This is a genomic window from Parasegetibacter sp. NRK P23 (assembly GCF_023721715.1).
Classification (GTDB): domain Bacteria; phylum Bacteroidota; class Bacteroidia; order Chitinophagales; family Chitinophagaceae; genus Parasegetibacter.
The window spans coordinates 1,190,548-1,214,582 of sequence record NZ_JAMDLG010000001.1 but is presented as its reverse complement, the minus strand read 5'-3'; the positions used below and the strand labels follow the sequence as shown (position 1 = coordinate 1,214,582).

General features: G+C 49.5%; 25 protein-coding genes and 1 tRNA gene. 12 read left to right on the top strand and 14 right to left on the bottom strand.

Going from position 1 to position 24,035, the window contains the following annotated elements; translation table 11 throughout:
• Positions 1-24: 24 nt before the first annotated feature.
• From M4J38_RS04820 to M4J38_RS04790, 7 genes are all read right to left on the bottom strand, one after another.
• Positions 25-846, bottom strand: a complete 822-nt coding sequence (locus M4J38_RS04820; RefSeq protein ID WP_251758398.1) for an alpha/beta fold hydrolase — start codon at positions 844-846, stop codon at positions 25-27.
• A 268-nt stretch (positions 847-1,114) separates the two neighbouring features.
• The gene (locus M4J38_RS04815; RefSeq protein WP_251758397.1) at positions 1,115-2,362 is read right to left on the bottom strand and encodes a toxin-antitoxin system YwqK family antitoxin; all 1,248 of its coding nucleotides are present in this window, start codon (positions 2,360-2,362) and stop codon (positions 1,115-1,117) included.
• 38 nt (positions 2,363-2,400) lie between these two features.
• Positions 2,401-3,438 carry a sensor histidine kinase gene (locus tag M4J38_RS04810; RefSeq protein ID WP_251758396.1) on the bottom strand — a complete coding sequence of 346 codons (1,038 nt, stop codon included), beginning with the start codon at positions 3,436-3,438 and terminating at the stop codon, positions 2,401-2,403.
• A gap of 14 nt (positions 3,439-3,452) precedes the next feature.
• Complete coding sequence (locus tag M4J38_RS04805) at positions 3,453-3,836, bottom strand: two-component system response regulator (protein ID WP_251758395.1); 384 nt, start codon at positions 3,834-3,836, stop codon at positions 3,453-3,455.
• Positions 3,837-3,951: 115 nt separating this feature from the next.
• Positions 3,952-4,584: a response regulator transcription factor gene (locus tag M4J38_RS04800; protein WP_251758394.1), complete on the bottom strand. Its 633-nt coding sequence runs from the start codon at positions 4,582-4,584 to the stop codon at positions 3,952-3,954.
• Positions 4,585-4,593: 9 nt separating this feature from the next.
• Positions 4,594-6,975 carry a PAS domain S-box protein gene (locus tag M4J38_RS04795; protein WP_251758393.1) on the bottom strand — a complete coding sequence of 794 codons (2,382 nt, stop codon included), beginning with the start codon at positions 6,973-6,975 and terminating at the stop codon, positions 4,594-4,596.
• 69 nt (positions 6,976-7,044) lie between these two features.
• Entirely contained in the window at positions 7,045-7,815 is a 771-nt protein-coding gene (locus M4J38_RS04790; protein WP_251758392.1) for a DeoR/GlpR family DNA-binding transcription regulator, read from the bottom strand.
• A gap of 144 nt (positions 7,816-7,959) precedes the next feature.
• Between M4J38_RS04790 and M4J38_RS04785 the strand changes: the two genes are divergently transcribed.
• Genes M4J38_RS04785 through M4J38_RS04770 form a run of 4 tightly spaced genes read left to right on the top strand, consistent with a single transcriptional unit; the run spans position 7,960 to position 11,997 of the window.
• Positions 7,960-9,291, top strand: coding sequence for a gluconate:H+ symporter (locus tag M4J38_RS04785; protein WP_251758391.1), 1,332 nt, complete (start codon positions 7,960-7,962; stop codon positions 9,289-9,291).
• 10 nt (positions 9,292-9,301) lie between these two features.
• Positions 9,302-9,778 (top strand): RidA family protein, encoded by a 477-nt coding sequence (locus M4J38_RS04780; protein WP_251758390.1) that lies wholly within the window; start codon positions 9,302-9,304, stop codon positions 9,776-9,778.
• Position 9,779: 1 nt separating this feature from the next.
• Positions 9,780-10,895, top strand: coding sequence for a D-TA family PLP-dependent enzyme (locus M4J38_RS04775; protein ID WP_251758389.1), 1,116 nt, complete (start codon positions 9,780-9,782; stop codon positions 10,893-10,895).
• A gap of 31 nt (positions 10,896-10,926) precedes the next feature.
• Positions 10,927-11,997 (top strand): dipeptidase, encoded by a 1,071-nt coding sequence (locus M4J38_RS04770; protein ID WP_251758388.1) that lies wholly within the window; start codon positions 10,927-10,929, stop codon positions 11,995-11,997.
• Positions 11,998-12,077: 80 nt separating this feature from the next.
• Here M4J38_RS04770 and M4J38_RS04765 read toward each other — a convergent pair whose 3' ends face one another.
• Positions 12,078-12,722: a hypothetical protein gene (locus tag M4J38_RS04765; RefSeq protein ID WP_251758387.1), complete on the bottom strand. Its 645-nt coding sequence runs from the start codon at positions 12,720-12,722 to the stop codon at positions 12,078-12,080.
• A 281-nt stretch (positions 12,723-13,003) separates the two neighbouring features.
• On the opposite strand from M4J38_RS04765, the gene M4J38_RS04760 reads away from it, so the two are divergent.
• Positions 13,004-13,528 (top strand): AraC family transcriptional regulator, encoded by a 525-nt coding sequence (locus M4J38_RS04760; protein WP_251758386.1) that lies wholly within the window; start codon positions 13,004-13,006, stop codon positions 13,526-13,528.
• Between the two features lie 23 nt (positions 13,529-13,551).
• A complete protein-coding gene (locus M4J38_RS04755; protein ID WP_251758385.1) occupies positions 13,552-13,794 on the top strand; it encodes a hypothetical protein in 243 nt (80 codons plus the stop codon).
• Positions 13,795-13,815: 21 nt separating this feature from the next.
• On the opposite strand, the gene M4J38_RS19695 is transcribed toward M4J38_RS04755, so the two are convergent.
• The 3 genes from M4J38_RS19695 to M4J38_RS04740 form a co-directional block, all read right to left on the bottom strand.
• A complete protein-coding gene (locus tag M4J38_RS19695; protein ID WP_251758384.1) occupies positions 13,816-14,886 on the bottom strand; it encodes a 3-oxoacyl-ACP synthase III family protein in 1,071 nt (356 codons plus the stop codon).
• 71 nt (positions 14,887-14,957) lie between these two features.
• Entirely contained in the window at positions 14,958-15,905 is a 948-nt protein-coding gene (locus M4J38_RS04745) for an AraC family transcriptional regulator (protein WP_251758383.1), read from the bottom strand.
• A gap of 63 nt (positions 15,906-15,968) precedes the next feature.
• Positions 15,969-16,808, bottom strand: a complete 840-nt coding sequence (locus tag M4J38_RS04740; protein ID WP_251758382.1) for an SDR family oxidoreductase — start codon at positions 16,806-16,808, stop codon at positions 15,969-15,971.
• 252 nt (positions 16,809-17,060) lie between these two features.
• On the opposite strand from M4J38_RS04740, the gene M4J38_RS04735 reads away from it, so the two are divergent.
• From M4J38_RS04735 to M4J38_RS04720, 4 genes are all read left to right on the top strand, one after another.
• On the top strand, positions 17,061-18,269 hold the full coding sequence (locus tag M4J38_RS04735; RefSeq protein ID WP_251758381.1) for an AGE family epimerase/isomerase: 1,209 nt from the start codon (positions 17,061-17,063) through the stop codon (positions 18,267-18,269).
• Positions 18,270-18,336: 67 nt separating this feature from the next.
• Positions 18,337-18,660: a four-helix bundle copper-binding protein gene (locus M4J38_RS19795; RefSeq protein WP_308217812.1), complete on the top strand. Its 324-nt coding sequence runs from the start codon at positions 18,337-18,339 to the stop codon at positions 18,658-18,660.
• An 89-nt stretch (positions 18,661-18,749) separates the two neighbouring features.
• On the top strand, positions 18,750-19,277 hold the full coding sequence (locus tag M4J38_RS04725; protein ID WP_251758380.1) for a DinB family protein: 528 nt from the start codon (positions 18,750-18,752) through the stop codon (positions 19,275-19,277).
• A 12-nt stretch (positions 19,278-19,289) separates the two neighbouring features.
• A complete protein-coding gene (locus M4J38_RS04720) occupies positions 19,290-19,637 on the top strand; it encodes a nuclear transport factor 2 family protein (RefSeq protein ID WP_251758379.1) in 348 nt (115 codons plus the stop codon).
• A gap of 69 nt (positions 19,638-19,706) precedes the next feature.
• Here the strand turns inward: M4J38_RS04720 and M4J38_RS04715 are convergent, their stop codons facing one another.
• Both M4J38_RS04715 and M4J38_RS04710 read right to left on the bottom strand, forming a co-directional pair.
• Positions 19,707-20,693: a GlxA family transcriptional regulator gene (locus M4J38_RS04715; protein WP_251758378.1), complete on the bottom strand. Its 987-nt coding sequence runs from the start codon at positions 20,691-20,693 to the stop codon at positions 19,707-19,709.
• A gap of 76 nt (positions 20,694-20,769) precedes the next feature.
• Positions 20,770-21,408: a carbonic anhydrase gene (locus M4J38_RS04710; protein ID WP_251758377.1), complete on the bottom strand. Its 639-nt coding sequence runs from the start codon at positions 21,406-21,408 to the stop codon at positions 20,770-20,772.
• Between the two features lie 141 nt (positions 21,409-21,549).
• Here M4J38_RS04710 and M4J38_RS04705 point away from each other — a divergent pair.
• Both M4J38_RS04705 and M4J38_RS04700 read left to right on the top strand, forming a co-directional pair.
• Positions 21,550-21,636 (top strand) — tRNA-Ser (locus tag M4J38_RS04705).
• A 66-nt stretch (positions 21,637-21,702) separates the two neighbouring features.
• The gene (locus M4J38_RS04700; RefSeq protein WP_251758376.1) at positions 21,703-22,695 is read left to right on the top strand and encodes a phosphotransferase enzyme family protein; all 993 of its coding nucleotides are present in this window, start codon (positions 21,703-21,705) and stop codon (positions 22,693-22,695) included.
• Between the two features lie 157 nt (positions 22,696-22,852).
• Here M4J38_RS04700 and M4J38_RS04695 read toward each other — a convergent pair whose 3' ends face one another.
• A complete protein-coding gene (locus tag M4J38_RS04695) occupies positions 22,853-23,875 on the bottom strand; it encodes a YafY family protein (protein WP_251758375.1) in 1,023 nt (340 codons plus the stop codon).
• Between the last annotated feature and the right edge of the window lie 160 nt (positions 23,876-24,035).

The window sequence follows — 24,035 nt, the reverse complement described above, 5'->3', positions numbered from 1 at the left end:
ATGCCCGCCGTATATAACTACATCCTATCCCTGAATAAATGCCAGTATATCTTTATTAATAGTAGCCGCTTCTGTAGTGGGCATGCCATGCGAGAACCCAGGGTAAATAATCAGTTTGCCGTTCTTCAGCAATTCATTCGCTTTTACCGCGGTGGTAGCATACGGCACGATTTGGTCGTCATCGCCGTGCAGCACCAGTACCGGTACATCCACACTTTTCAGGTCTTCGGTAAAATCGGTTTCTGAGAATACTCTGATGCAATCGTAATGGGCCTTGATGCCACCCATCATGCCCTGGCGCCACCAGTTGTCCTGGATACCTTTTTTGATGTCCGCGCCTTCCCGGTTGTAACCATAGAAGGGGAAGGTGATGTCGTGGTAGAATTGTTGCCTGTTGGTGAGCGTATTGTGGCGGATATCATCGAAAACGGCCAGGGGTACGCCATCTGGATTGTTTTCATCCTTAATCATGTAGGGGGTGATGGCGCTGATGAGCACTACTTTCGATATGCGGTCACGGCCGTATTTCGCGGCGTAACGGATGGCCTCGCCTCCGCCAGTGGAGTGGCCGATGTGGATGGCGTCTTTCAGGTCCAGGAAAGCCGTGAGTTCGGCTACATCGGCGGCGTAGGTATCCATATCGTTACCGGTAGCGGTTTGTGTGGACCTTCCATGCCCGCGCCTGTCGTGGGCGATCACCCTGAAGCCTTTGTCGAGGAAGAACATGATTTGCGCGTCCCAGTCATCGGAAGATAAGGGCCATCCGTGGTGGAAAAATATGGGTTGCCCGGTGCCGAAGTCTTTGAAATAAATTTCTGTGCCGTCTTTTACTGTGAACTTGTTCATTGCTTTGTACTTTAAGGTGTATAATATTTAAACGGAATGGTGGATCATCAACTGAAAAAACCGTTCCCGTTGCTGTATGGGATTGATTTTCCTGTTTGACGAAGCAAAGTTCCTCCAAATAGCGGCCGCTGTAAATGGATATATATCCCTTTGAGTTGTACTTTTTTCTCCTTCTTTTAGATGGATGGGCGATTTTGCGTAAAGATGCTTTGCGAAGTTTGAATGAAATGTTCCGGATAGGAAAGTATGCGATCTGTGAAAATCGCGGCTACAACCGGTTCAGCACAATGCTTCCCCTGTAGAAAGCATTCGTACTCTGAAAGCTGGTTTTCAGGTTCAGCACGATATCATCATCCAAAGGATTACCGGTATAATGAAGGTTGCGTATCCTGGAAAGGTAATACGTGATGATACCTTTCAGTTGCTCATCTATTTTCCCGATGATTTCGATGTTCCCGATGGTTCGGTTGGGCATGATCGTGAATTTGATCTTCGCGTCATAACGGGGGATGTTCTTTGGGGTGGCGTAGAGTTGCAGGAGTTCATAGGAGAAACCAGAAAAATTCCTCCCCGGCGGACGGTGCCTGTAGTAACGGAGTTCTTCTTTCTTCGTCATCGCATTGCCAAGTACACGGATCAGCAGGGCGAAATTCTGATCTGGACTAACAGGCGCTTCATCTATCACTGGCGGGCGGCGGGCCACCAGGAAGGAACGCAATTGGTAGCGGCCATCCCGGGTGCGTGCGAAGATAAAGTCTGAATGAAGCCGCTCCAGCGCCTCGAATTTTTCGGGATAGAGTGTAAAATATTTGAAGGGGCGGTTCAGTACTTTTCTTTCGCGAACATTGTCTTCCGGATTGCCTAATGCCCGCATGAATTTATCGTGTACATAGTTTTCAGAAACCACGGTTTTCCGGAACTGGGTGCTCCGCTGCGGGCCGAACACTGTAAATAAGGCGGTATATTTCCAGGTCCCTTCTTTCAGGCCGTTCCGTACTTCACCTTCCCAGGAAAAATCGGTGGGATAAATAATATCGTCGTAGTCGCTGGTGCGGATTCTGAATTTTCCATTGCCGTTTTCGAGCAGTACTTTCCCTTTTTTGTTGCGGAGAAACAGCGGGGTGAAGGTTCTTTCATCGGCGCAGTTGAATGCCGCGCGCAAGGTGCCGTCTTCGTTGAAGTACGACCATTTACCCGTCATGGTACCGTTGTTGAACCAGCCGTGTATTTTCACATTGCCGTTGGGGAAATAGAAGGTGATCTCTCCGTGAAGATCGCCAAGCGGGCTGTAGGTAGCTTTCATTTCAGGGGTTCCGTTCATATAGAAATCCTGTGCCGGGCCGATGTAACGGGCGAGACTATCAATACGCATGGTGCCGATCCGGTAATAAGTAGCAGCGGGGCGTTCACAAATACTCCAGCGCGCGTCGTAAAAAAGCGTATCGGTAATATCCTGCCCTGTCACATGAAGTGAAGAAATAAACAGGCAGGTAAGGTAGAGCAGAACAGCGCGCATACAGCAGGTTGTTTGCTAATTTAAACAGAAAATCGCCATTATAGTTTTTCTGTGCAGGGAATTTCCACAATGATTTCACAACCTTTTCCGGGAGCGGAATTAATGTTGATGGTACCGCCGAATGAAATGGCCCGTTTCCGCATATTACTCAGCCCTATGCCCGATTTTACCGCGGACGGGTGAAAACCTTTTCCGTTGTCCACTGTACGCATCTGCACCCGGTCTTCTTTCAGCGAAACGGATACTTCTATCCGGCTGGCTCCGGCGTATTTCAGGATGTTTTTCAGCTGTTCCTGGAGAATGCGGTACAGGTTCACCTGTATGTCTTCGGAGGTACGGCTGTTGATGCATTCATCAAATTCGAGTTGTGTTTCCAGGGTGCCTGTTGGGTTTACGCTTTGGAGCAGGTCCTCGAAAAGTTGTTGCAAAGTACTGTCGTCCAGGATGGCCGGGGCCATTTTGTGCGATAACTTACGGATTTCATCGATGGCCAGGTGGATATGTTCTTTGGTGGCCCTGAGGAATGCGTCGCCCTGTATGGGATCACGTGCCATATCGATGGTGAGCAACGCGGTGGCCAGGATCTGGTTGATGTGGTCGTGCAATTCCTGTCCGATGGAGCGGCGCTCTTTTTCAATCGCTTCAATTACGGCGCGGATCATTTTGTGTTCTTCCTGCGCTATGGCGTCGTCGGAGTGCGTTGCCGGATCGTTGCAGGCATTGGCGGGAAGGGAAAAAGATGGGTACGGATTGGTTTGGTTTTCATGGGATGATGGAACGGCTTCGGTAGCACGGTAGGGGTAAACAGGACTTTCGTCGTCGAAAGAAGGTGTATGTTGGTTTTTCAGTATTTCTTCAGTTCCGCCTTTGCTTCTGATGAAAAGTAGGAAGGTGATTACGACAAGCAGCAGGGACATCACAATGGCCGCGTTGTGCATGGAGCCTTCGTTCCGGAGAACGTGCTGAACAGATCGGGTGAAATATGCTCCGTACAGAATCGCGAAAAAGCTGATGGTGAACCATACGATGGCTTTTTTACAATCCCAGCTGTTGGTATTCTTTAATGGCCTGCGCATGATGATGGTTGGTTTTATTGAAGCGATTCCGACAGCTGTCTGGTCATGATCTCCCTGATCAGGTCCGGCAATACTTCGAAATCGCGGTATTTATCAATGAAATGGGTGACGCCCAGTAAACTGCATTTTTCCTTCACATATTCGGGCAGGCTGATGAACAATACCATGGTGTTGACCTTTAGGGAATGTTGGCGTACCTCTTCCAGGAAACCAATCGCGGCATTCGCGTCCATGCCCATCCCCAGCAGAATGATCCGTGGCGGGTGAAGGTGAAAAAGCTCCATGCCTTCCCGGTAGGAAAGGGCGCTTTTTACCTTAAAGGGGGCGCCGGTTTCCAGCAGCATCTCTTCCAGTCGCTGAATAATCTCTTTTGAACTATCTATGATCAGTACCTTCATCCGTTTAAATTCTGGTGCAAAGAACCGACGAAATAAACGGTTGGAAAATAGAGGAAGGAGCCTTATTGGGTTAGAAAAGGGTGGAGAGAGGGGGTAGTAGATGTACTACAAATGCTCATACATCTGAAATCAAATGATGCGTTATCGCGTACCTCGTTAATTCAGCATTCGTTGAAAGGCTAAGTTTCTCCATCACCCGGCTTCTGTGTGTACTCACTGTGGTGGGCGCCAGGGAAAGCGCTTCGGCGATCTGGCTGGTGGTTTTGCCGGAAGCCAGCATTTTGAAGATTTCGAACTCCCGGTTGGAGAGCAGTTCGTGGGGCTTTTTTTCAGAAGCTGGCGTTTCCAGCAGTTTTTCGGCAATCTCAGGTGTGATGTATTTTCTGCCGAGTTTGATGCGTTGCACTGCGGTAATCAGTTCTTCGGGAGCGGCGTTTTTGTTCATATAACCGGCGGCGCCGGCTTTTAATACGCGCACGGCGTAAAGGTCTTCCGGGAAGATGCTCAGGATCAGCACCGGAAGTTCAGGTTTCAGCAATTTAATTTGTTCCAAAGCCTCAAGGCCGGTTTTTCCGGGCATGTCCAGGTCGGAGATTACCAGGTCCCATTCTTCGTTCATCACTTCTTTGATGAGGGCGTTGCCGTCGGCCACCTCTTTTATTTCGGCGGAAGGATATTCATCCTGGAGCAGTTGGATGAGCCCGAGTCGGATGAAGCTGTGGTCGTCGGCGAGTAGTATTCTTTGCATCTAAAGGGATTAAAGGGGAACTTGAATGTGAATATGGGTGCCCTCACCCGGTGCGGACCTCAGGGTGAAACTGCCGTTCAGCGACAATATTCTTTCTCTCATGCCCATGATACCGAACGACTGGTTATGTTGAACAACATCGGGATCAAAGCCTTTCCCGTTATCTGAAATGGTGAGTACAATGGTGTTGCCGTTCCGTTGGAAGGAGGTGTTCACTTCGGTAGCGGCGGCATACCGCATGATGTTGGTAAGGGCTTCCTGGTACACCCGGAACAGGGAGGTGGAAATATTTTCCGGCAGTTCAAGGTGAGTTTCTTTGCAATGCACCTGTACGGTTATCCCGGTGTTCGCGGTGAACTGGATGCCCAGCCATTCCATGGCCTCCAGCAGGTCGCGGTTATCGAGTATGCCCGGCCGCAGTTCGCTCAGTATCCGGCGGATGGAGCGGTTGCTGGTGTCGAGCAGTTCGATCATGTTGCGGATCTTTCTTTTGATATCGGCATTTTCGGGTGGCGTTTTTTTATCGATCCAGGCGATATCCATTTTAATGGCGGTCAGTTGCTGGCCCAGTTCATCGTGTATTTCGCGGCCTATTCTTTTCCGCTCCTCTTCGCGGATGCCCTGGAGGTGGGCGGTCAGTTGCCGGAGCCGGGCGGTGGTTTCCCGCACCTGCTCCTGCGCTTTTACTTTTTCGGAGAAATCAATGCCCACGCCCATCAGGCAGGTTTGTCCTTCATATTCCACGGTTTTACCGGTGAAGTAATAGGGGATTTTCGCACCCGATTTCAGCATGAATTCAGCCTGCACACTTTCTTCTCCTTTTTCAAAAGTGCCTGTTATCTTTTCGGCCAGCAAGGCTTTCTGGTCTTCATCAAAAAGATCCAGCGGATGGATGCGTTTCATTTCTTCGGAAGAATAGCCCGTTACCAGTTCGAAGTTCCGGTTCCAGCGCAGGAATTTCCCGGTGGTATCGTAGAGGTAAAAAACGCCGGGCAAACTGTTGATGATGGAGTCGGAGAGGTACCGTTCTTTCACCATCTCATCCCGTGTTTTAACCACCGCTTCCTCGGCCTTTCTCCGCTCCGTGATATCGGTGATGGTACCCACATAGCCGATGGTCTTATTATCCGCTCCTTTTTCCGGAATGGCCTGCCCGAGTACCCAGGCTATGGAACCATCGGGACGGAGGAAACGGTATTCCGATACGGAGAAGATAGAAGTTTTGGCGGCGGCGTGCCATTCTTTTTTCAGTTGCTCCCGGTCATCAGGATGTACGGCCGTGAGCCAGCCTGCACCCAGGGCTTTTTCGCGGGGAAGCCCCGAAATTTCCGACCAGCGCGGGTTCACATAAGTGGTTTGTCCATCCGGATCGGTATGGAAAATGCCCACGGGCGCTACTTCGGCAAGGGTCTGGTATCTTTTTTCACTTTCAGCGAGGTGGCGTTCCGCTGCGCGGCGTTGCCGGTCCTTCTCCAATTGTTCCAGCGCGAAGGATATATCGCCGGTACTTTCTTCGAGCAACGCGATTTCTTCGGCGTCGAAAAAATCTTTGGTATCGGCGTAAGCTACAAAAGAGCCGGTCACCTCTCCGAATTTGCGGATCGGCACACTGATGGACGACTTGAAATGGTGTTCCAGCGCAGCTTCCCGCCAGGGCGCCATTTCAGGAGCCGTTTCAATATCGTTGCAGTAAACGGTTTCATTCGTGCGGAGCGCCTTTCCGGTAGGACCATTCCCTGATGGGGCCCCTTCCTGTAAAGTAATGTTGATACGGTCCAGGAACTTTCCGCCCTCACCCTCATGCACAACCGGGATCACGCGCTTGCGTGCGGTATCCACCTTCCCGATCCATGCCAAACGGAACATGCCGATCTCCACCGCAATGCGGCAGGCTTCGCGGAAAAGCGTATCCTCATCTTTTACCTTCACGATCATCTGGTTGATCTGGCTGATGAAGCGGTAAAGGCGGTTCAGTTTATTGATTTTCTGTTCCGCCGCTCTCTGAAGCGTCGTATCACGCAGGTTCAATACAAGGCCCTTTATATCAGGATCGTCAAGTTTATTGGTAATGGTGCCTTCCAGCCAGATGTAATGACCATGAGCATGTTGAAACCTGAAAGCATAAGGAATGGGGATGTTGGGTTGCTGAAGCGCGGCCGCAATGCATTGCTTCCCGTTTTCCTGGTCATCCGGGTGCAACAGGTGCACGGGCAACTGCTGAAATGTTTCCGTGTTCCATCCCGATATCCTGTTGGTGGAACTGCTTCTGAAAACATAATTCAATTCCGCGTCAATTAATGCGATGATCCCTTCATTGTGTTCAATAAGTGCCCGGAAACGCTTTTCATTGGTTTCGGTCTCATGAAAGGATGAAGGGGATACATTGTGCATTGTAGGCGAATTATCCTGTTGGGAAACAATGTATTAAAGATAAGGGAAATACGTAAGAAAACGACCTGCTTACAAGAGCCTGGTGCTTTTTGCGGCATAGGGTTGCAGTACGGGGTTGCTGGGATCAAGTTCTGTGATCAGGTAGTTGACCTCATTCATTGCCGCGAACTGTATCGGCATGGAAGAATTCAATTTCTCCGAGATGGCCAGCACGGCAGTGGCCGAAGCTGCTTTAAGCATCGCTTTCTTCACCTGCACGGTTTCCCAGTCGGAATCAGTCAGGCCATTCATGGGATCGATGGCATTGGTGCCGATGATGCAGAGGTCGGCTTTGATGCGGGCGAGTTGTTCAAACACTTCCCCACTCACGGTCATCTGGCTGTAAGCGGATATTTGTCCGCCGATCATGATGGTGCGGATATTGGGTTTGTCGAGCAGTTCCATGGCCGTGAGTACGTTCACGGTAATAAAAGTGCCGCGGAAGCTGGTTGGAATTTGTTTGATCACTTCACGTATCGTGGTGCCGCCACCGATCAGAACGGTCATGTCTTCTTTTAGGAGGGAAACCGTTTTGGCCGCGATGCGCAATTTGTTGTCGCGGGCATAAGTTTGTGACGCATCACCCGCATGGTAAGCCGCGGCCATGGCGCCACCTTTTATTTTAATGAGCGCTCCTTCTGCCGCAAGTTCGTTCACGTCGCGCCGGATGGTGTCTTCGGAAACTTCCACCAGGCGGGCCAGTTCAGCGTACATCAGGCGCGTATGGATGTTCACCTGTTTACGGATGAGTTCCTTTCTTTCCTTTTTAGGAAGCGCGGTTGAATCTGATGCGGTAGGCATATAACGCTGAAGTTGCAATTTTTGCGAATGTAGTACAAAATTCAGGAAGGATTGGCTGGTTATTATGCACTTGGGTTCAATAAAATTTGCAATATGGAATAAGTTTTTGCAAAAAATTTGCAGAATTAAGGAAATGAACTAGGTTTGATCCTTCTTATAATGTCTATCCTCATCGTCATAATTTGTCTGCTGCTCCTGGTGCTGCTGGTAACCTGGGGGAAATGGAACGCGTTTCTTGCTTTCCTTTTGGTCTCGGTGCTGGCGGGAATATTATTAGGGTTGCCGTTGAACAAAGTGGTGGCCTCGGTACAAAAGGGGATGGGCGATACATTGGGTGGTTTGGTGGGCATTATTGTGTTGGGAGCCATGTTGGGTAAACTGGTGGCTGAAACTGGTGCGGCGCAACGGATCGCCTCGGTGCTGATGCGTGGTTTCGGAGCGAAGAACGTGCAATGGGCGCTGATGCTTACCGGGTTCATCATTGGCATTCCGCTTTTTTATGGTGTTGGATTTGTATTGATGGTGCCCCTCATCTTTTCGGTTGTTTATCAATATAAGCTTCCGGCGGTTTATGTAGGTTTGCCCATGCTGGCGGCGCTTTCGGTAACACATGGTTTTCTTCCGCCACATCCATCGCCAGCGGCATTGGTGGGACAGTTCAATGCGGATATGGGCATTACTTTACTGTATGGGATCGTAATTGCCATTCCGGCTATCCTGCTTGCCGGACCAGTATTCACCCGTTTTGTAAAACATATCCATTCCGAACCACTCGAAGTGTTCAGGCCCAAACCCATGCCTGTGGAACAAATGCCTGGTACGGGAACCAGTTTTTTCACTGCGTTGCTGCCTGTTTTTTTACTGATGCTTACCACGGCTTTGCCCTATATTTTTCCAGATGGTTCGCCTGCGCTGAAGAATGTTTTTTCCTTTATGGGAGAACCTGTTATCGTGATGCTCTGCTCCATCATGGTGGCGGGAATTTCCTTGGGCAAAGGAAGCGGTCGTTCTATGAAACAGGTCATGGCATTATATGGCGATGCCGTGAAAGATGTGGGCATGATCCTGCTGATTATTGCCGGTGCCGGTGCTTTGAAGCAGGTACTCGAGGAAAGTGGCGTGAGCAACGAAATTGCTGCCGCCCTTCAAACCTGGGATATGCCGCCGCTGTTGTTGGGATGGCTCATTGCCGCGCTCATACGTGTTTGTGTGGGATCGGCCACCATTGCGGGTTTGACGACCGCTGGCATCATCGCGCCGCTTATGGTGCAGGCCAATGTAAATCCAAGCCTGATGGTGCTTTCCGTAGGCGCGGGTAGCCTGATGTTCTCGCATGTGAATGACTCCGGGTTCTGGATGTTCAAAGAATACTTCAACCTGAGCGTAAAAGATACCCTGAAAACCTGGTCGGTCATGGAAACGATCGTTTCTATCGCAGGATTACTGGGCGTTCTACTGTTGAATCAACTGATCTAAATAAAGCTGCATGAATACTATTACAATGAACGCGGAAGCCAATTTCGCGAAGCTGGGATTAACACTTCCGCCCGCGCCTACCCCATTGGGGGTTTATAAGCCCTTTCTTATTGATGGCAAATACCTGTATGTTTCCGGACACGGTCCGGTGCAGGATGATAAGTCGCTGATCATTGGTCGTATTGGCCGCGAACTGGATATGGAGCAGGGGAAACTGGCCGCAAGGCAGGTAGGACTTACCATTCTTTCCACCATCAAAACGCATGTGGGCGAACTGGATAAAGTGAAACGTGTGATCAAAGTATTGGGCATGGTGAATTGTACGCCTGAATTTGAACGACATCCTTACATCATCAACGGGTGCAGTGAGTTGTTCGCCGCTGTGTGGGGGGAAGAGAACGGTATTGGCGTAAGAAGCGCCGTGGGCTTCGGTTCATTGCCCGATAATATTCCCGTGGAAATTGAAGCGTTGTTTGAATTGTACTGATATGAAAGCATCTAAAGCACATTGGTATACGGTCCGGAACATTGCCTCCGTTGATTCGCCCGCATTGCTGGTTTATCCGGATCGTGTATTGAAGAACATTCGTCATGCGTTAAAAATGATGCCGGACAAAACATGTTTGCGTCCGCATATAAAAACGAACAAGATGGCGGAAGTATGTACCATGATGCTGAAAGAAGGCATTACGAAATTCAAATGCGCCACTATTGCAGAAGCGGAGATGCTTGCCCGCGTGAACGCGCCGGATGTATTGCTGGCCTACCAGCCGGTGGGGCCGAAGGCGGAACGTTTCCTGGAACTTATAGACAAATACCCTCAAACCCGCTTCTCCTGCCTGGTGGACGACGAACAGGTAGCGGCGTATTTGTCTAAGCTGGCTGTAGCATCCAAAAAGAAAGTAGCGGTTTGGATCGATCTGAATGTGGGGATGAACCGCACGGGCATCGTTCCAGAAAAAGTCCCTGTGCTTATCGACTCTTGCCATGCGTTGGAAGGCATTGAAGTAGAAGGTTTCCATGCTTATGATGGTCACAACAATGCGCCGGATCTTGCTGCCCGTAAAAAAGAAGGGGATGCTGTTTTTGAACGTGTTCACGCATTGGTATTGAGCACGGAGCAACAATTCGGTAAAACCCTGCGTATCTTATTGGGCGGTTCTCCCAGCTTTCCTGCTCACCTGAACAGGAAAAACGTGGAGTGCAGTCCGGGCACATTTGTTTTCTGGGATGCCGGGTACCAAAGTAAGTATCCGGAACAACCTTTTGATATTGCCGCACTGGTGGTGACGAGGGTAATCTCCATTGTTGACCGGCACACCATCTGTACCGATCTTGGCCACAAGTCGGTTGCGGCTGAGAATCCTTTACCCCGCGTTCATTTCCTCAATCACCCTTCGGCTACACCTGTTGGTCAGAGCGAAGAACATCTTTTATTGGGCGTGAACGATGCTTCAGCTTACAAAATCGGCGATGTGTTGTATGGCGTACCCGTTCATATCTGCCCTACCGTTGCTTTGTACGAACGTGCCATTGTGGTAGAGCAAAAAGAAGCTGGTAAGGAATGGAAAGTAATTGCGAGGGATAGAAAAATATCTGTTTAAAGAATTGCCGGATGAGGCTCAAAACCGAACTATGTTCACAATAGACGCGCACCTCGACCTCAGTATGAATGCCATGGAATGGAACCGCGACCTGCGGCTACCGGTATCGGATATCCGAAAACGTGAGCTTGGATTAACCGATAAGCCCGATCGCGCCAAAGGAACCGTTTCACTGCCGGAACTCAGGAAAGGAAATATCGGTCTCGTGGTGGCCACACAGATCGCAAGGTATGTGGCGCCAGACAATAACCTTCCCGGCTGGCATTCGTCCCAGCAGGCATGGGCGCAAACACAAGCGCAGCTGGCCTGGTACAAAACCATGGAAGAACTGGGGGAAATGACGATGATCCGGAACCTGGAGGAACTGGAACGGCATATCGCGCTTTGGACGAATGACACTACTGAAACGCAGAAGCCCGTTGGGTATATACTGAGCCTGGAAGGGGCAGACTCACTGGTGTCTGTATCTTATCTTGAAACCGCGTACCGGTATGGTTTGCGTGCCGTTGGCCCCTCGCATTACGGGCCTGGAAGGTATGCCAACGGAACCGATGCAACCGGCGGATTGAATGCGCAGGGGAAAGCGCTGTTGAAAGAAATGGACCGCCTCGGCATGATCCTCGATGCCACGCATTTGTGTGATGACGCGTTTAAAGATGCGATGGATATCTTTACAGGACCAGTATGGGCCAGTCATAACAACTGCCGTACTTTGGTGCCCCACAACCGCCAGTTCTCGGATGAACAATTGAAATTGCTGATAGATAGAGGTGCCGTGATCGGCGGTGCACTGGATGCCTGGATGATGGTGCCAAACTGGGTTCGCGGCGTATCTACCCCGGAATCCATGCAATGTGACCTCCATAAAATGATCGATCACCTCGATCATATCTGCCAGCTCGCGGGAAATTCATTGCATGTGGGCATCGGCTCCGACCTGGATGGCGCCTTCGGGAAAGAGCAGTCGCCACACGACCTGGAAACCATCGCCGATCTGAATAAACTACCTTCCTTGCTGAAAGCCCGGGGTTATTCAGATGAAGATGTAGCCAACGTTATGCACGGCAACTGGCTCCGGTTTTTAAGAAGGGCCTGGGGGTAAAAAGAAGACGGCCTGCCGGTTATGGCAAGTCGTGTCCCTCGAACGATAGGAGAAGCATGTCAGTGCCCCCTACAGTTCTTTTATGATCCCCTTTTCACCTTGGCTGATTTGATTTCGTTCTGTTGTTGTTCGATGGTGGTTTCTTTGGCGATGAGCTCCCTTTCTATTTCCGCGAGGCGGTTGTCGATCATGGCTTTCTTTCCCTGTAATTCACTTCGTTCGTTTTTTAATTGTTGAAGTGCGCGTTCTTCTTTTTCAACGGTTCTGATCTGATCCGCTATGGCCAGGTCGGAAGCGTAATTGCCTGCCTGCTGCGAAAAGTTTACCAGAAAGGTTTTTACGTTTTCAGTGATGATGCTGTCGTCGGCCTGGTTGGTGAAATTATTGTATCCCCTGGAAACGGCGATATATACATTGCTGCCTTCATTGATCGCTTTTTCAACTTTGGTATAGATGTCCATTTTGTCGGAGCTGAGTTCCGAAAGCACTACACCTGAATACCGGTCAATTCCATTGCGTGTCTTTTTCTTGAGTCCCGATTTTTCGAGTTGCTGGCGCAGGGCGCTTCTTGTAATGTCTTCCGTTTGTGGAACGGAGATGGTTACCGCGTTGCGGTTTTCCTTGTCTATTTTCAGTGATACATCCCGTGCCTGGCCAGTAGCCAGCAGGGTTGAGAAAAGGGCTACAGAGGTAAGCCATATTTTTATATTTTTTTCATGATACAAAGAACTGTTTAATGGCACCGATCCAGATTGAATCATCCATACATTCAGCTACAAAGTTGCGCCGTTTCCGGCCGGAATTGTTATATCATTGCGTTCCCTGTTTACATAATTCCTCTATTTAAGTGTCAATGAGAGAATTGCCCTTTGAAATGCTTATATTTAGTGTATTCCCGTTACCATACGATACAATTTTCCGCTTTGCCTGTTATAAAGCTTCTGATAAATGAATCGTGAAAACTGATTATCCTAAAAAGTTTTGTCTTCATTGCGAAATGAAGGTAATGAAGTCGTCCTCCGTTCCGGAACATGTATTCACAGGGCCACGTTGGGGGTACCTTCAGGTTGATACTGATGAAAGAAGATTACGGTTGTGGAAGGCCGTACCCTTAAAGGGAGATTTTGAATCCGGAGAGGGAAGAAAAAAGCAGATTGTTGAACAGATGAAACTGCTGATCAGGGAAACGGTCCAGTTTTCCGACGAACCCATGCAGATGAACTTATCGAATTACCTCCATGAACACTTGCAATACAGTTATACTTACCTCGCAAACATCTTCGTGGAACTGGAGGGGTACAATATCGAAAAATTCTACATTGGCTGCAGGATCGAAAAAGTGAAGGAGTTACTGCACTTTAGCGCGCTCAGTGTTACGGAGATTGCTTACAGGATGCATTACAGCAGTGTAGCGCATCTTTCCACGCAGTTCAGGCGTACCACAGGCAGCATGCCATCGCAATACAAACGGCATTGCCTGAAGCATCTTTCCCGGTTCAGTAACAAAGATGGAACCATGCCGGAGACATAAATTCCTTCCATTAAAATTAACACATGAGACAGGGTATTGTATCGAAAAGAAGACTGATGCAGCGCATCATTTCCCTTTCTTCAAAAATTGGCGACGCGCAACCTGCCTTGTATTCGTTGCTGGAGGAGTCGCCCTTGTTTTACCTCCAACCGGAGGAGCCAGGTATCCATATCACCGATCTGAAGATGTACATGGATACCATAAAGGCGCAATTGAATACATTTGAATCGCGCGACAATGGAATGACGCAACGGGCCAACGCATGAACCGGGCTATGCCTGATGAAGTTAAAGCCTGTAGCAAACGGCGTTCACATTCATGCCCGCGCCCACCGAAGCGAAAACGACCACATCGCCTTCATTCAACTGATGTTCGGGAAGTGATCCCTTCAATACCAGGTCGTACAGGGTTGGGATAGTGGCCACCGAACTGTTTCCTAGCCACCCGATGCACATCGGCATCACGTTTTCCGGCGCGGGCACGCCATACAACTGGTACAGTCGTGCAATAATGGCTTCATCCATTTTCTCATTCGCCTGGTGGATGAAGATTTTTTTAACTTCCTTAATATCTACCCCGCTTTTATCAATGCAGGCTTTCATGGCCGCGGGAACATGCGTGATGGCGAACTCATATACTTTCCTGCCTTTCATTTTCAGAAAGCGGACATGGGGATCACTCCCCGGACAATTTGATGCGCCCATGTTGATGTAGTCCGCTTCTTCTGTGGCATAAGTCTGGGCGAGGGCCGAGAGTACGCCTTTCCCTCCGCTGTTTTCCCGCGCTTCCAGCACAGCCGCACCTGCGCCATCGCTGAAAATCATGCTGTCGCGGTCGTAAATGTCCACTACCCTGGAAAGCGTTTCCGTTCCAATGATCAGCGCTTTCTTCGCGATACCGGCTTTGAAGAAAGCATCGGCATGGATCATACCCTGTAACCATCCCGGGCAACCGAAGATGAGGTCGTAGGCCACACAGGACGGGTTTTTAATACCGAGTTCACTTTTGATGATGGTGGCCAGGGAAGGCACTATGGCCGTTTGAACGGAGTGTTTCAGTACGTTCCCGAAGTTATGGGCCACAATAAGCTGGTCGAAGGTTTCCGGGTCAACGCCGCTGGCGGCAATGGCTTTCCGGGCAGCTTCGGTACCAATATGTGAAGCGGTGAGTTCATCGGAAGCATAGCGCCGCTCCAGGATTCCCGTGATCTTGCTGAACTTGGCAACTATTTCAGTGGGCGGGGTGGCAAGCGGGTGCTGGTCCTCCGCATAAAAATTGTGCTGCGTAAAATCGTTGTTGGATACTACCTGCTCCGGAATATAACTTCCCGTTCCTGAAATAACCGTTTGTATGCCCACCTGAATAGTTTAAAAGGTTCCTGGAATAAATTCGCACGCCTAAAGGTACGAAAACTACAGGTAGGCTTTACTCAGTTCATCCTGAATACGGAAGGCGACAACGCTGTATGCTTCTTAAAGAAATTGTTGAAGTGGGCAGGTTCTTCGAACCCGAGGCAATACCCGATATCCGAGATCGGCCAGTCGGTGTGTTTGAGCAGCACCTTCGCTTCGCTGGTAACGCGTTCCGCGATGAGGGAAGAGGTGGTTTTACCCGTGGTTTCCCGGATGGCCCTGTTCAGGTGGTTCACGTGCACATACAGTTGCTCCGCGAAATCTTTTGCAGAGCGCAGCGTGAAGCGTTGTTGTGTGGATTCGATGGGGAACTGCCGCTCCAGCAGTTCACTGAAAATAGTGGTGATGCGTGTATTGGCATTGGTTTGGCGGTGCAGGGTGACCGTGGGCTCCATTTTCAGCGCCAGGTGAATCAGTTCCATCGCGTAATTCAGTTGCAGGTCCTCCCTGAATTTATAAGCTGAATTTTCTTCTTCCATCATTTTTCTGAAAACATCCGTTGCGAGAGCGGTTTGCGCTTCATTCAAAAGATAGGACGGGTTTCCCCCGATATGGAACATCGGAAGTTCCGGGAATCGGGGTTTGAGTTTTTCCAGGAACAGCGCTTCGCGGAGAATGCAGAAATAGCCGGTATTCGTGCAGTCGAGGGGTTCAAGCGTATAAGGCACCTGCGGGTTGAAGAACATCAGCGCGGAGCCGTTCATGTGCAATGTCCTGTCCGCGTAATGATAGAGGTTGTTCCCGGTAACGAGTGATATCTTGTAAAAGGCCCGTCGTGCGTAGGGGATCACCGTTTCTCCGTTTGCACCCACGCAATCTTCCATCCGGAAAACATTGAAGTTGCCGGTTTGCTTGCGGGGATGGCGCAGATGTTCCGGCAGTTTATGCCGGTAAAATTCTTCCAGACTTTCAGTAAAAGGAGTACCCGTTTTTTTCACGTAATTAAAGGTAGAAAAATACCGCATATCGAATGGTTTTTTCCCACCGGTGGCACCGCTATAGCGGCACCCCCGGCGGGAGCTTCGCCGTTAAGAAAATGACGTGGCGGTGGCCAGTGTTTTCACTGCTTCCATATCTGTTTTTACCACATCCATTTTGGCTTCCGCGAACTGGTAGGCATCTGGGCCCAGGAAAAGGTGGATCGGCGGATTGTCCTGTTCTGCTACCGCGATCATTACTTCCGCGGCTTTTTCAGGATCACCCTGCTGGTTGCCATTGTACTGGTTGGTATGCGCGTCCTGTACTTCCCGAACAGTTTTGTATGCAGCGATCTCCTGTTGCGGTGTAGACAAAGAGCCACTGGTGAGGAAATTCGTTCTGAAATAGCCAGGCATCACCACCGTGGCCTTTACATGGAACGCTTCAATTTCATGTGCGAGGGATTCCGTTAAGCCGTGTACCGCGAATTTGGTGGCGCAGTAAATGCCGAAGCCGGGGAAGCCGCCCGCAAAGCCACCAATAGACGCGATGTTGAAGATATGTCCCGCCTGCTGTTGGCGCAAATGAGGCATGGCATGCCGGATCACGTTGAGCGTTCCGAATACGTTCACATCAAAATTGGCCCTTGCTTCCTTGTCGCTCAGTTCTTCCAGTGCGCCCGCGAGTCCATATCCCGCATTATTCACCACTACATCCAGTTGTCCGAAGTGAGAGAGGGTATCCTGGATGCTTTGTTCCACGCTTTGCTCGTTCAGGATGTCCACCGCGAGGGGGAGGAAGTTTTCGGAACGCTTTCCTGCGGCTTTCTCCAGGTCGCTGATGCTGCGGGAAGTAGCGGCCACCTTGTAACCCTGCTCAAGCAGTTTTTTAACCAGGGACAGCCCCAGGCCTTTGGAGGCTCCCGTAATGTACCATACTTTGTGTTTCATTGCTGTAAATTTTTCAGGTGTTTGATACATCAAAGGTAGGCCTGGCAGGAGGGGTCACGGTAGCGAACACGAAACAGGAACTTGCAAAATTCAAACAATCTTCTTCAGCCAGTTTATCGGCGTTTATACATAGGTGTTCCTGCCGGTTTTGTGTGATTTTCAAGGCGCTACGCTCAAACAGTATGCTTGTCATTGGACTCAGAAAGTTATATTTGAAAGCAATACCATAGCGAACCTGTCCAACGTATTAAAATGAACGAACACCGATCAGCAAAGGAAATAAAACACGACCTCTATCAGCAAGCGAAAAATGAACTGACCAATATTCTTTCTTACTGGAAAAAAAACATGACCGATCGCCACTATGGCGGATTCTATGCCAGAAGGGACGGTGACAACCGGCTGGATCAGTCGGCTCCGAAAGGCGTTGTGCTGAACGCCCGTATTTTATGGACCTTTTCCGCCGCCAGCGAAGTGACCAATACCCGGCAATGCATCGCGGTGGCAAAACGTGCCTTTAAATACATGCTGGATTATTTCCGCGATGCGGTAAATGGCGGCGTTTACTGGACCGTTGACCGGAACGGCGAAAAGCTGGACGGTAAAAAGCAAACCTATGCCCAGGCCTTCGCGCTTTACGGCTACACGGCTTATTTCCAGGCCACGGGAAACGAAACCGCTAAAAACGAAGCCATTGCGCTCTTTCACTCCATCGAAACACATTGTTACGACCGAATTCACGGCGGCTATACGGAAGCGTTGGATGAAAACTGGCTCCCGTTACCGGACCAGCGCCTGAGTGAAAAAGATGCCAACGAGCCCAAATCAATGAACACGCACCTCCATGTACTGGAGGCCTATACTGCTTTGTACCGCGTCTGGCCCGACGCGCTGTTGAAGCAGCGGATCAGCGAACTGCTCGCAATTTTCCGGGATAAAATCATTTGTAAAACATCCGGGCACCTGCAGCTCTTCTTTTCCGTGGATTGGGTGCCCCGTTCTGAAGATGTGTCTTTCGGGCACGATATTGAAGCGGCCTGGTTACTCTATGAAGCGGCGCTGGCGTTGGAGGAGAACACCGGTACCACTGAAATGCGCAATGTGTCTCTTCGGTTAACGGAAGCCGCTTGCGCGGGCCTTGATGCGGATGGCGGACTGTGGTACGAATCTAATCCCGATCACACACTTTTCGTACGGGAAAAACATTGGTGGCCACAGGCCGAGGCGCTGGTAGGGTTCTGTAACGCCTGGCAGTTGAGCGGTGAAGAAGTCTGGTTGAAACATGCGCAACAAACCTGGATGTTCATCCAGGAAAAACTGATGGATAAAGATAAAGGTGAATGGTTCTGGGGAATTGATGGACAAAATACCGTACTCCGGAACGAAGACAAGGCTGGCTTCTGGAAATGTCCCTACCACAATGGCCGTGCCTGTCTGGAGTTGATGCGCAGGTTATCCTGAAAACGGCCAAGGCCTGGTTTTTTCATTACCTGTTCAGTAAACCGATTCTTCACCAAAATGAACAGCAATGAAAAACGAAGCAACTGAAAAAGCAATACTGGCCTGCCTCTCCTGCATGCGGGCCTGCAACTGGTGCGCCTCGGAATGCATTCGTATGGCAAATGCCGACCATGTGGGGTGTGTGGAAAAATGCCTGGATTGTGCAGCGATCTGCACAATGTGCGCGGAATTTCTTTCCCGGGACTCTTCCTTCGGAAAACCGGTCATGGTACTCTGTGCCGAAATTTGTACCGCTTGCGCCGAGGAATGTGAAAAGCATGCGCATCACCATGAGCATTGCAGGATATGCGCTGAAGCATGCCGCGCCTGTGCCGAAGCGTGCCGGGCCTGATGGTGTCGCATTTCCCCTGAAATTGGTCGGAACCGCACCGCTGGTTCCATGTGCCAGAGAAGTAGGTTTGCTGCACACAAATCTTCCTTATGGTACGTGATCTCCTTGCGGAACTTGACCGCAGTACAATTGAATTCGCGGAAACACTCACGCAGTTTTCCGCCAGCCAGTTGAATGCTGTTCCTTCCTCCGGTGGCTGGACCGCCGGGCAGGTGGCAGAACATATTCTCCTTTCTGAAAGTGGCGTGCCTGAATTGCTGCGCGGGCCAACGGTTGAAACCATGCGTAAGCCGGATGAGAAAGTGGCCACCATCAAAAGTATATTCCTGAATTTTGACATGAAGATGTCTTCTCCGGAAATGATCCTGCCCTCAAAAAGTGAAAAAGATCTTTTGACGCAGGTGAGCAATTTCCTGCAAACACGAAAAGCCATCCGGCATGCCATCGCTACATTGGACTTCTCCCATTCCTGCACGGCTTTTCCTTTCCCGGAACTCGGTGTTTTCACACGTTGGGAATGGGCCTGTTTCGTGATCTGTCATGGGCGAAGACATACCAGGCAAATGCAGCAGATACTTCAGGCGCTCAATACAAAGTCACTTGAAATTCAGGAATGAAAACAACATACAATGACAAAAGAAGCAATAGCGAAAGCATTTTCAGAAGGCGCTTTTGAAAAGACGTACGATTTCATATCGGATACCGCTGAGTGGACGGTGGTAGAAGAAGCGGTGTATCAGGGCAGGACGGCGATCATGGAGCAATGTGAAAAAGTAAGCGCTTATTTCAAAACGGTGGATACAGATTTTAAAACGTTCCATGTAATTGACGGCGGCAGCAAAGTAGTGGTGAATGGCACAGCGGAATTTTTGCGGGACAACAATCGTGTTTCGTTTGTTGCTGCCTGTGATATTTATGAGTTTAATACGGAGGGTGAGGTACAATATATTACCTCTTATTGCATTCAGAAAAAATGATTCCACCAACAGCCTGATGAGTGATATTTGTAGTGATCCGTTGAATATGGCGGCTGACCGCGCACTATATTAAGCAAGCACAATCGCGTCTTTGTTGTATTTGTTTTTATAGGCGACAGGCGATAAGCCCGTGGTTTTCCGGAAAATTGTACGGAAGGCTTTCATATCAGAATAGCCCACATCATACATCACCTCATTGATGTTCTTCCGGCTGGTTTCAAAGCTTTTCTTGGCGGCTTCCATTTTTACCCGTTGGATGTATTCAATCACGGTGTTGCTGGTCGCTTTTTTGAAGCGCCGTTCAAGACTCCTTCTGCCCAAAGCGAGCATATCGGCCAGTTGGTCCACGGAAATTTTTTCGGTGAAGTTTTTTTCGATGAATTCCTGGGCCTTTTTGATTTCCGTATCGTCGTGTTCCTTTTGACCGTTGAAAATGATGAAGGGGGATTGGCTGTGGCGGTCGATATCGATCATAAAAGACTTCGCGGTAATTACAGCGATGTCCCGGCCCGCATATTTCTCCACGAGGTATACCAATAGATTGAGGTATGAATATGCGCCTCCACTGGTATAAATGCCTTTGTCTTCAGTAAGAATGCGGTCATCTACCAGGTTTGCGTCCGGGAACATGGTCCTGAATTCATTGGCAAACCTCCAGTGCGTGGCGCATTTGCGTCCGTTGAGTAAACCTGTTTGGGCGAGAAAGAAAGAACCGATACAGAAGCTGGCTACTTCAGCACCATCGGCGTATTGTTGGGTGATCCAGGGGAGGAAATCCTTGTTCATGGCGAAGGCCTCGGGCATCTGACCAAAGAGCGCCGGGATAATGATAAGATCTGTTTTGAGCACTTCTCCGATTAAAAAATCCGGGCTTACCGTAAAGAGCCCGTTCCTTTGTTTGGAGGAGCGGGTTAGCCCTACCAGTTTGATGTCGAAGATGGGATCGCGCCCCATTTCCAGCATCATGCTGTTCACTTCCGAAAGCAATTGGTAGGAACCTTCAATATTGGTAAGGCTGCTCATGCCTCTTGGTACGAGTATGGATACGTGTTTCATCGGATGGCGTTTGGTATTGGCAAGACAGGTTGTTGAACCTTAAATATACGCTGAAAAAGCTGCCGGTAAGGCCGCTTTATTTTCCCGTGAGGTCATAGATCTCCTGGATGTTGTGCAGGATTTTGGGGAAGTCGAGTTCCAGGTCTTTCAATAACCCTGATTCCAGATCGAAGACCCAGCCGTGCACTACGGGGTACCCGTTTTTCAGGAAGCCCTGTTGTACGGTGGCGAGCTTGGTGACGTTGATGCATTGTTCCTGTACGTTCAGTTCCACGAGGCGGTTGTAGCGTTGGCGTTCATCCTGGATGGCGTTCAGTTCTTCCTTGTGCAGGCGGTACACGTCGCGGATATTGCGCAGCCAGGGATTGAGGATGCCCAGGTCCTGTGCCTGCATGGCGGCTTTCACGCCACCGCAGTTGTAGTGCCCGCAAACGATGATGTTTTTTACACCCAGGTATTTCACGGCATATTCGATCACGGCGAGCACGTTCAGGTCGCCGGCGTTCACCAGGTTGGCGATGTTACGGTGTACGAATACTTCTCCGGGCTCAAGGCCCATCATTTCTTCCGCTGTTACCCGACTGTCGCTGCACCCGATGTACAGGTACTCCGGTTCCTGTGATTGCGCGATCTTCTTAAAAAAGTCGGGGTTTTTCCCTGTTTTGGAGGCCACCCATTGGCGGTTGTTTTCGAAGATTTCTGCGTAGGTAGTCATGAAGCGGAATTTTGTGGTTTCAAAAGTATGGATTCCGGGAAAAAGAATGGCAGGTGTAGGGTAAACACTTGTAAGAAAGCGGTTTACAGGAAAACTTGTTCATATCGGATACTTTGCTATCTTTGCCGTCCTGAAAAATACGGAGACGTGTCCGAGTGGTTGAAGGAGCACGCCTGGAAAGTGTGTATACGGGAAACCGTATCGCGAGTTCGAATCTCGCCGTCTCCGCCGATAGAGCCCTGCATTATTGCGGGGCTTTTTATTTTGCAAACCCTTGCGTTTTAAATCGTCTTCATGAAACCTGTTTTTCCCGCCACCTATTCCACCCTCGACCCTGAATCATTAGCGCAACTGATTACAAGCCACTACGGCCTCGGCAATGTTCAATGCACTTTCCTGGTGCGTGGTGTTGGCGACACCTATCTTGTTGAATCGCAAAACCTAAAACACATTCTCAGGGTGTACAGGTCGTCCCACCGCACGCTTCCGCAAATAAAAGAAGAAGTTGATTTGTTATTGCACCTGAAAAATGCTGGTGTTTCCGTTTCTTACCCAATTACAGCCGCCGCCGGCGAAGCCATCCTGGAGATCAATGCGGTAGAAGGAACCAGGTATGCGGTACTCTTCAGTTACGCTTCTGGAAAATCGGAGCGAATACCGAATGAACGCCAGCTCCAAAATCTGGGCCGGGAAGTGGCCGACTTCCACCTTGCCGCGTCAACGTTTCCAAAAGGAAATGCCCGGTGGACATTCGATTTCAATACCACCTTGTTTACCCCGCTCGAAAGACTGAAACCTGTATTCTCGGACGACCAGGAAACATATACCTGGCTGCAGCAAATGGCAAAACAGGTGGAGACAAGGTTCTCACAAACGGATACATCCCATTTCTCACATGGGTATTGCCATTTCGACTTCCTCCCAAAGAATTTCCATTTTGATGGCGACGCGGTCACGCTTTTCGATTTCGATTTTATGGGGTACGGCTGGCAGGTGAACGATATGATGTCGTTCTGGCAACACCTCGTGCTGGATGTTTACACCAACCGCATCACACAGGACGCGGCGGATAATGCTTACCAGGTTTTCCTGGAAGGGTACCGGGAACGCCGCGCCGTAAGTGAGGAAGAACTGAAAGCCGTGCCTTACCTCTCCATTGGTTTCTGGCTTTTTTACATGGGGTTTCATACCACGCACGATCAGTTCAGGGTATTCACGCAACCGCCGCATCCAAAAGCTTATGCAGGGATAATCAAGTATATCGTGGAACAATATTGGGAAGTATAGCTCAATAGCCCTCCGGACGATGCAGTGAGTGACACAACGGAAGGGGAAGGTTGTTATAGTGCCAGTCCAAAAGATTGATGAACATTATTTCCTGCGCATATGCAACATTTGTTTCAGCCCTGCGCTGCCTTCGGTTTTCAGGCCAGGTCACTTTTCGCTAGGCTGTGCCGCCCGCATAATTCCCCATCATTTTCTCCACCCGCTTTTTGATCCTGTTTTGCAGTGCCCTTGGCGCCAGCACTTTCAAACATTCGCCAAAAGCGAGCAGCTCTTTTTCCAGTTCAAAGTTCAATACCACATCTAGCCGGAGGATGATCGATTTTTCATCTTCTTTCAGAATGGTTTGCGAGGGATGAATAGGTTTCGTTTTCACGTAAGGCGCATTTGCGGCATCCACTTCCAGGATAACTTTAAAGGCGCGGTCGCGTTCAGATTTGGTAACCCCCAGCAGGTCGGAGAAATACCGTTCGAAAGGGATGCCCTTGTAGGGAACGAATGGTTCATAAGGAAGTTGCTGGAAACTGAGTATCCTGTCCAGTGCAAGCGTGATCAGTTGTGCGTGTCGTTTCTCGCGCGCGATCAGGAACCAGCGGTTGCGGTATTCCTTCAGAAGATAGGGGAAATAGATTTGCTGTGCGGGGTGTTTCGCTTTGAAAGATTGGTATTCGATGAGCAAAGATTTTTGCTGAAACACCGCCTGGTACAGCGGGTTGAGGTTTTCCAGTCCTTTCAGGAGCGGGTTCTGCTCGAATTGAATACAGGTTTCCCCTTGTTGTGCCGATTGGTTCACATGGCTTTCCAGTCGTGTCACCATTTCATTGAAGGCGTCGAAATAGCTGAATCCTGAGAATTGTTTCAGAATACCCACCACTTCTTTCATCTTTGTAATATCGGCCTTATTTACGGGATTTTTGGTGATGCTGAAGGAAGGGTCTTCGTAACAATAATATTTTTTCTCCCGCACAATGATGGGCGCGTTGTAGCCGAGCTTGCTGCTGCGCATCACCTGGATATCGGCCTGAATCGTACGTTTGCTGGCACCGGAATCAATGCCCTCCGCCTCGTACAGGGTTTCGCTCACTTTATTAACCAGGTCTTCGAGTGTCCATTTCCGGTATTTGTTGCGGAAACATTCGTCCAGTGTTTTATAACGGATCAGGGCCAGTTTGTGGATCGCCATAAAAATATTTTTGGTGTGAATGTACGGCAAGTTGCAAAAGTACTGCGCAATAGAGTTGCGTAGATTTTAAATAAACAAATGAAATTCTTCATTTTCTTGTCACTAAATATTGATTATCAAATAACTGTATCTTTCTCTGAAAATATAACTTACTGCGCAG

Excerpts from the sequence above, each read along its gene's own strand:
- M4J38_RS04820 (WP_251758398.1), bottom strand. The coding sequence starts at position 846 with ATGAACAAGTTCACAGTAAAAGACGGCACAGAAATTTATTTCAAAGAC.
- M4J38_RS04815 (WP_251758397.1), bottom strand. The coding sequence starts at position 2,362 with ATGCGCGCTGTTCTGCTCTACCTTACCTGCCTGTTTATTTCTTCACTT.
- M4J38_RS04810 (WP_251758396.1), bottom strand. The coding sequence starts at position 3,438 with ATGCGCAGGCCATTAAAGAATACCAACAGCTGGGATTGTAAAAAAGCC.
- M4J38_RS04805 (WP_251758395.1), bottom strand. The coding sequence starts at position 3,836 with ATGAAGGTACTGATCATAGATAGTTCAAAAGAGATTATTCAGCGACTG.
- M4J38_RS04800 (WP_251758394.1), bottom strand. The coding sequence starts at position 4,584 with ATGCAAAGAATACTACTCGCCGACGACCACAGCTTCATCCGACTCGGG.
- M4J38_RS04795 (WP_251758393.1), bottom strand. The coding sequence starts at position 6,975 with ATGCACAATGTATCCCCTTCATCCTTTCATGAGACCGAAACCAATGAA.
- M4J38_RS04790 (WP_251758392.1), bottom strand. The coding sequence starts at position 7,815 with ATGCCTACCGCATCAGATTCAACCGCGCTTCCTAAAAAGGAAAGAAAG.
- M4J38_RS04780 (WP_251758390.1), top strand. The coding sequence starts at position 9,302 with ATGAATACTATTACAATGAACGCGGAAGCCAATTTCGCGAAGCTGGGA.
- M4J38_RS04775 (WP_251758389.1), top strand. The coding sequence starts at position 9,780 with ATGAAAGCATCTAAAGCACATTGGTATACGGTCCGGAACATTGCCTCC.
- M4J38_RS04770 (WP_251758388.1), top strand. The coding sequence starts at position 10,927 with ATGTTCACAATAGACGCGCACCTCGACCTCAGTATGAATGCCATGGAA.
- M4J38_RS04760 (WP_251758386.1), top strand. The coding sequence starts at position 13,004 with ATGAAGTCGTCCTCCGTTCCGGAACATGTATTCACAGGGCCACGTTGG.
- M4J38_RS04755 (WP_251758385.1), top strand. The coding sequence starts at position 13,552 with ATGAGACAGGGTATTGTATCGAAAAGAAGACTGATGCAGCGCATCATT.
- M4J38_RS04745 (WP_251758383.1), bottom strand. The coding sequence starts at position 15,905 with ATGCGGTATTTTTCTACCTTTAATTACGTGAAAAAAACGGGTACTCCT.
- M4J38_RS04740 (WP_251758382.1), bottom strand. The coding sequence starts at position 16,808 with ATGAAACACAAAGTATGGTACATTACGGGAGCCTCCAAAGGCCTGGGG.
- M4J38_RS04735 (WP_251758381.1), top strand. The coding sequence starts at position 17,061 with ATGAACGAACACCGATCAGCAAAGGAAATAAAACACGACCTCTATCAG.
- M4J38_RS19795 (WP_308217812.1), top strand. The coding sequence starts at position 18,337 with ATGAAAAACGAAGCAACTGAAAAAGCAATACTGGCCTGCCTCTCCTGC.
- M4J38_RS04725 (WP_251758380.1), top strand. The coding sequence starts at position 18,750 with ATGGTACGTGATCTCCTTGCGGAACTTGACCGCAGTACAATTGAATTC.
- M4J38_RS04720 (WP_251758379.1), top strand. The coding sequence starts at position 19,290 with ATGACAAAAGAAGCAATAGCGAAAGCATTTTCAGAAGGCGCTTTTGAA.
- M4J38_RS04715 (WP_251758378.1), bottom strand. The coding sequence starts at position 20,693 with ATGAAACACGTATCCATACTCGTACCAAGAGGCATGAGCAGCCTTACC.
- M4J38_RS04710 (WP_251758377.1), bottom strand. The coding sequence starts at position 21,408 with ATGACTACCTACGCAGAAATCTTCGAAAACAACCGCCAATGGGTGGCC.
- M4J38_RS04700 (WP_251758376.1), top strand. The coding sequence starts at position 21,703 with ATGAAACCTGTTTTTCCCGCCACCTATTCCACCCTCGACCCTGAATCA.
- M4J38_RS04695 (WP_251758375.1), bottom strand. The coding sequence starts at position 23,875 with ATGGCGATCCACAAACTGGCCCTGATCCGTTATAAAACACTGGACGAA.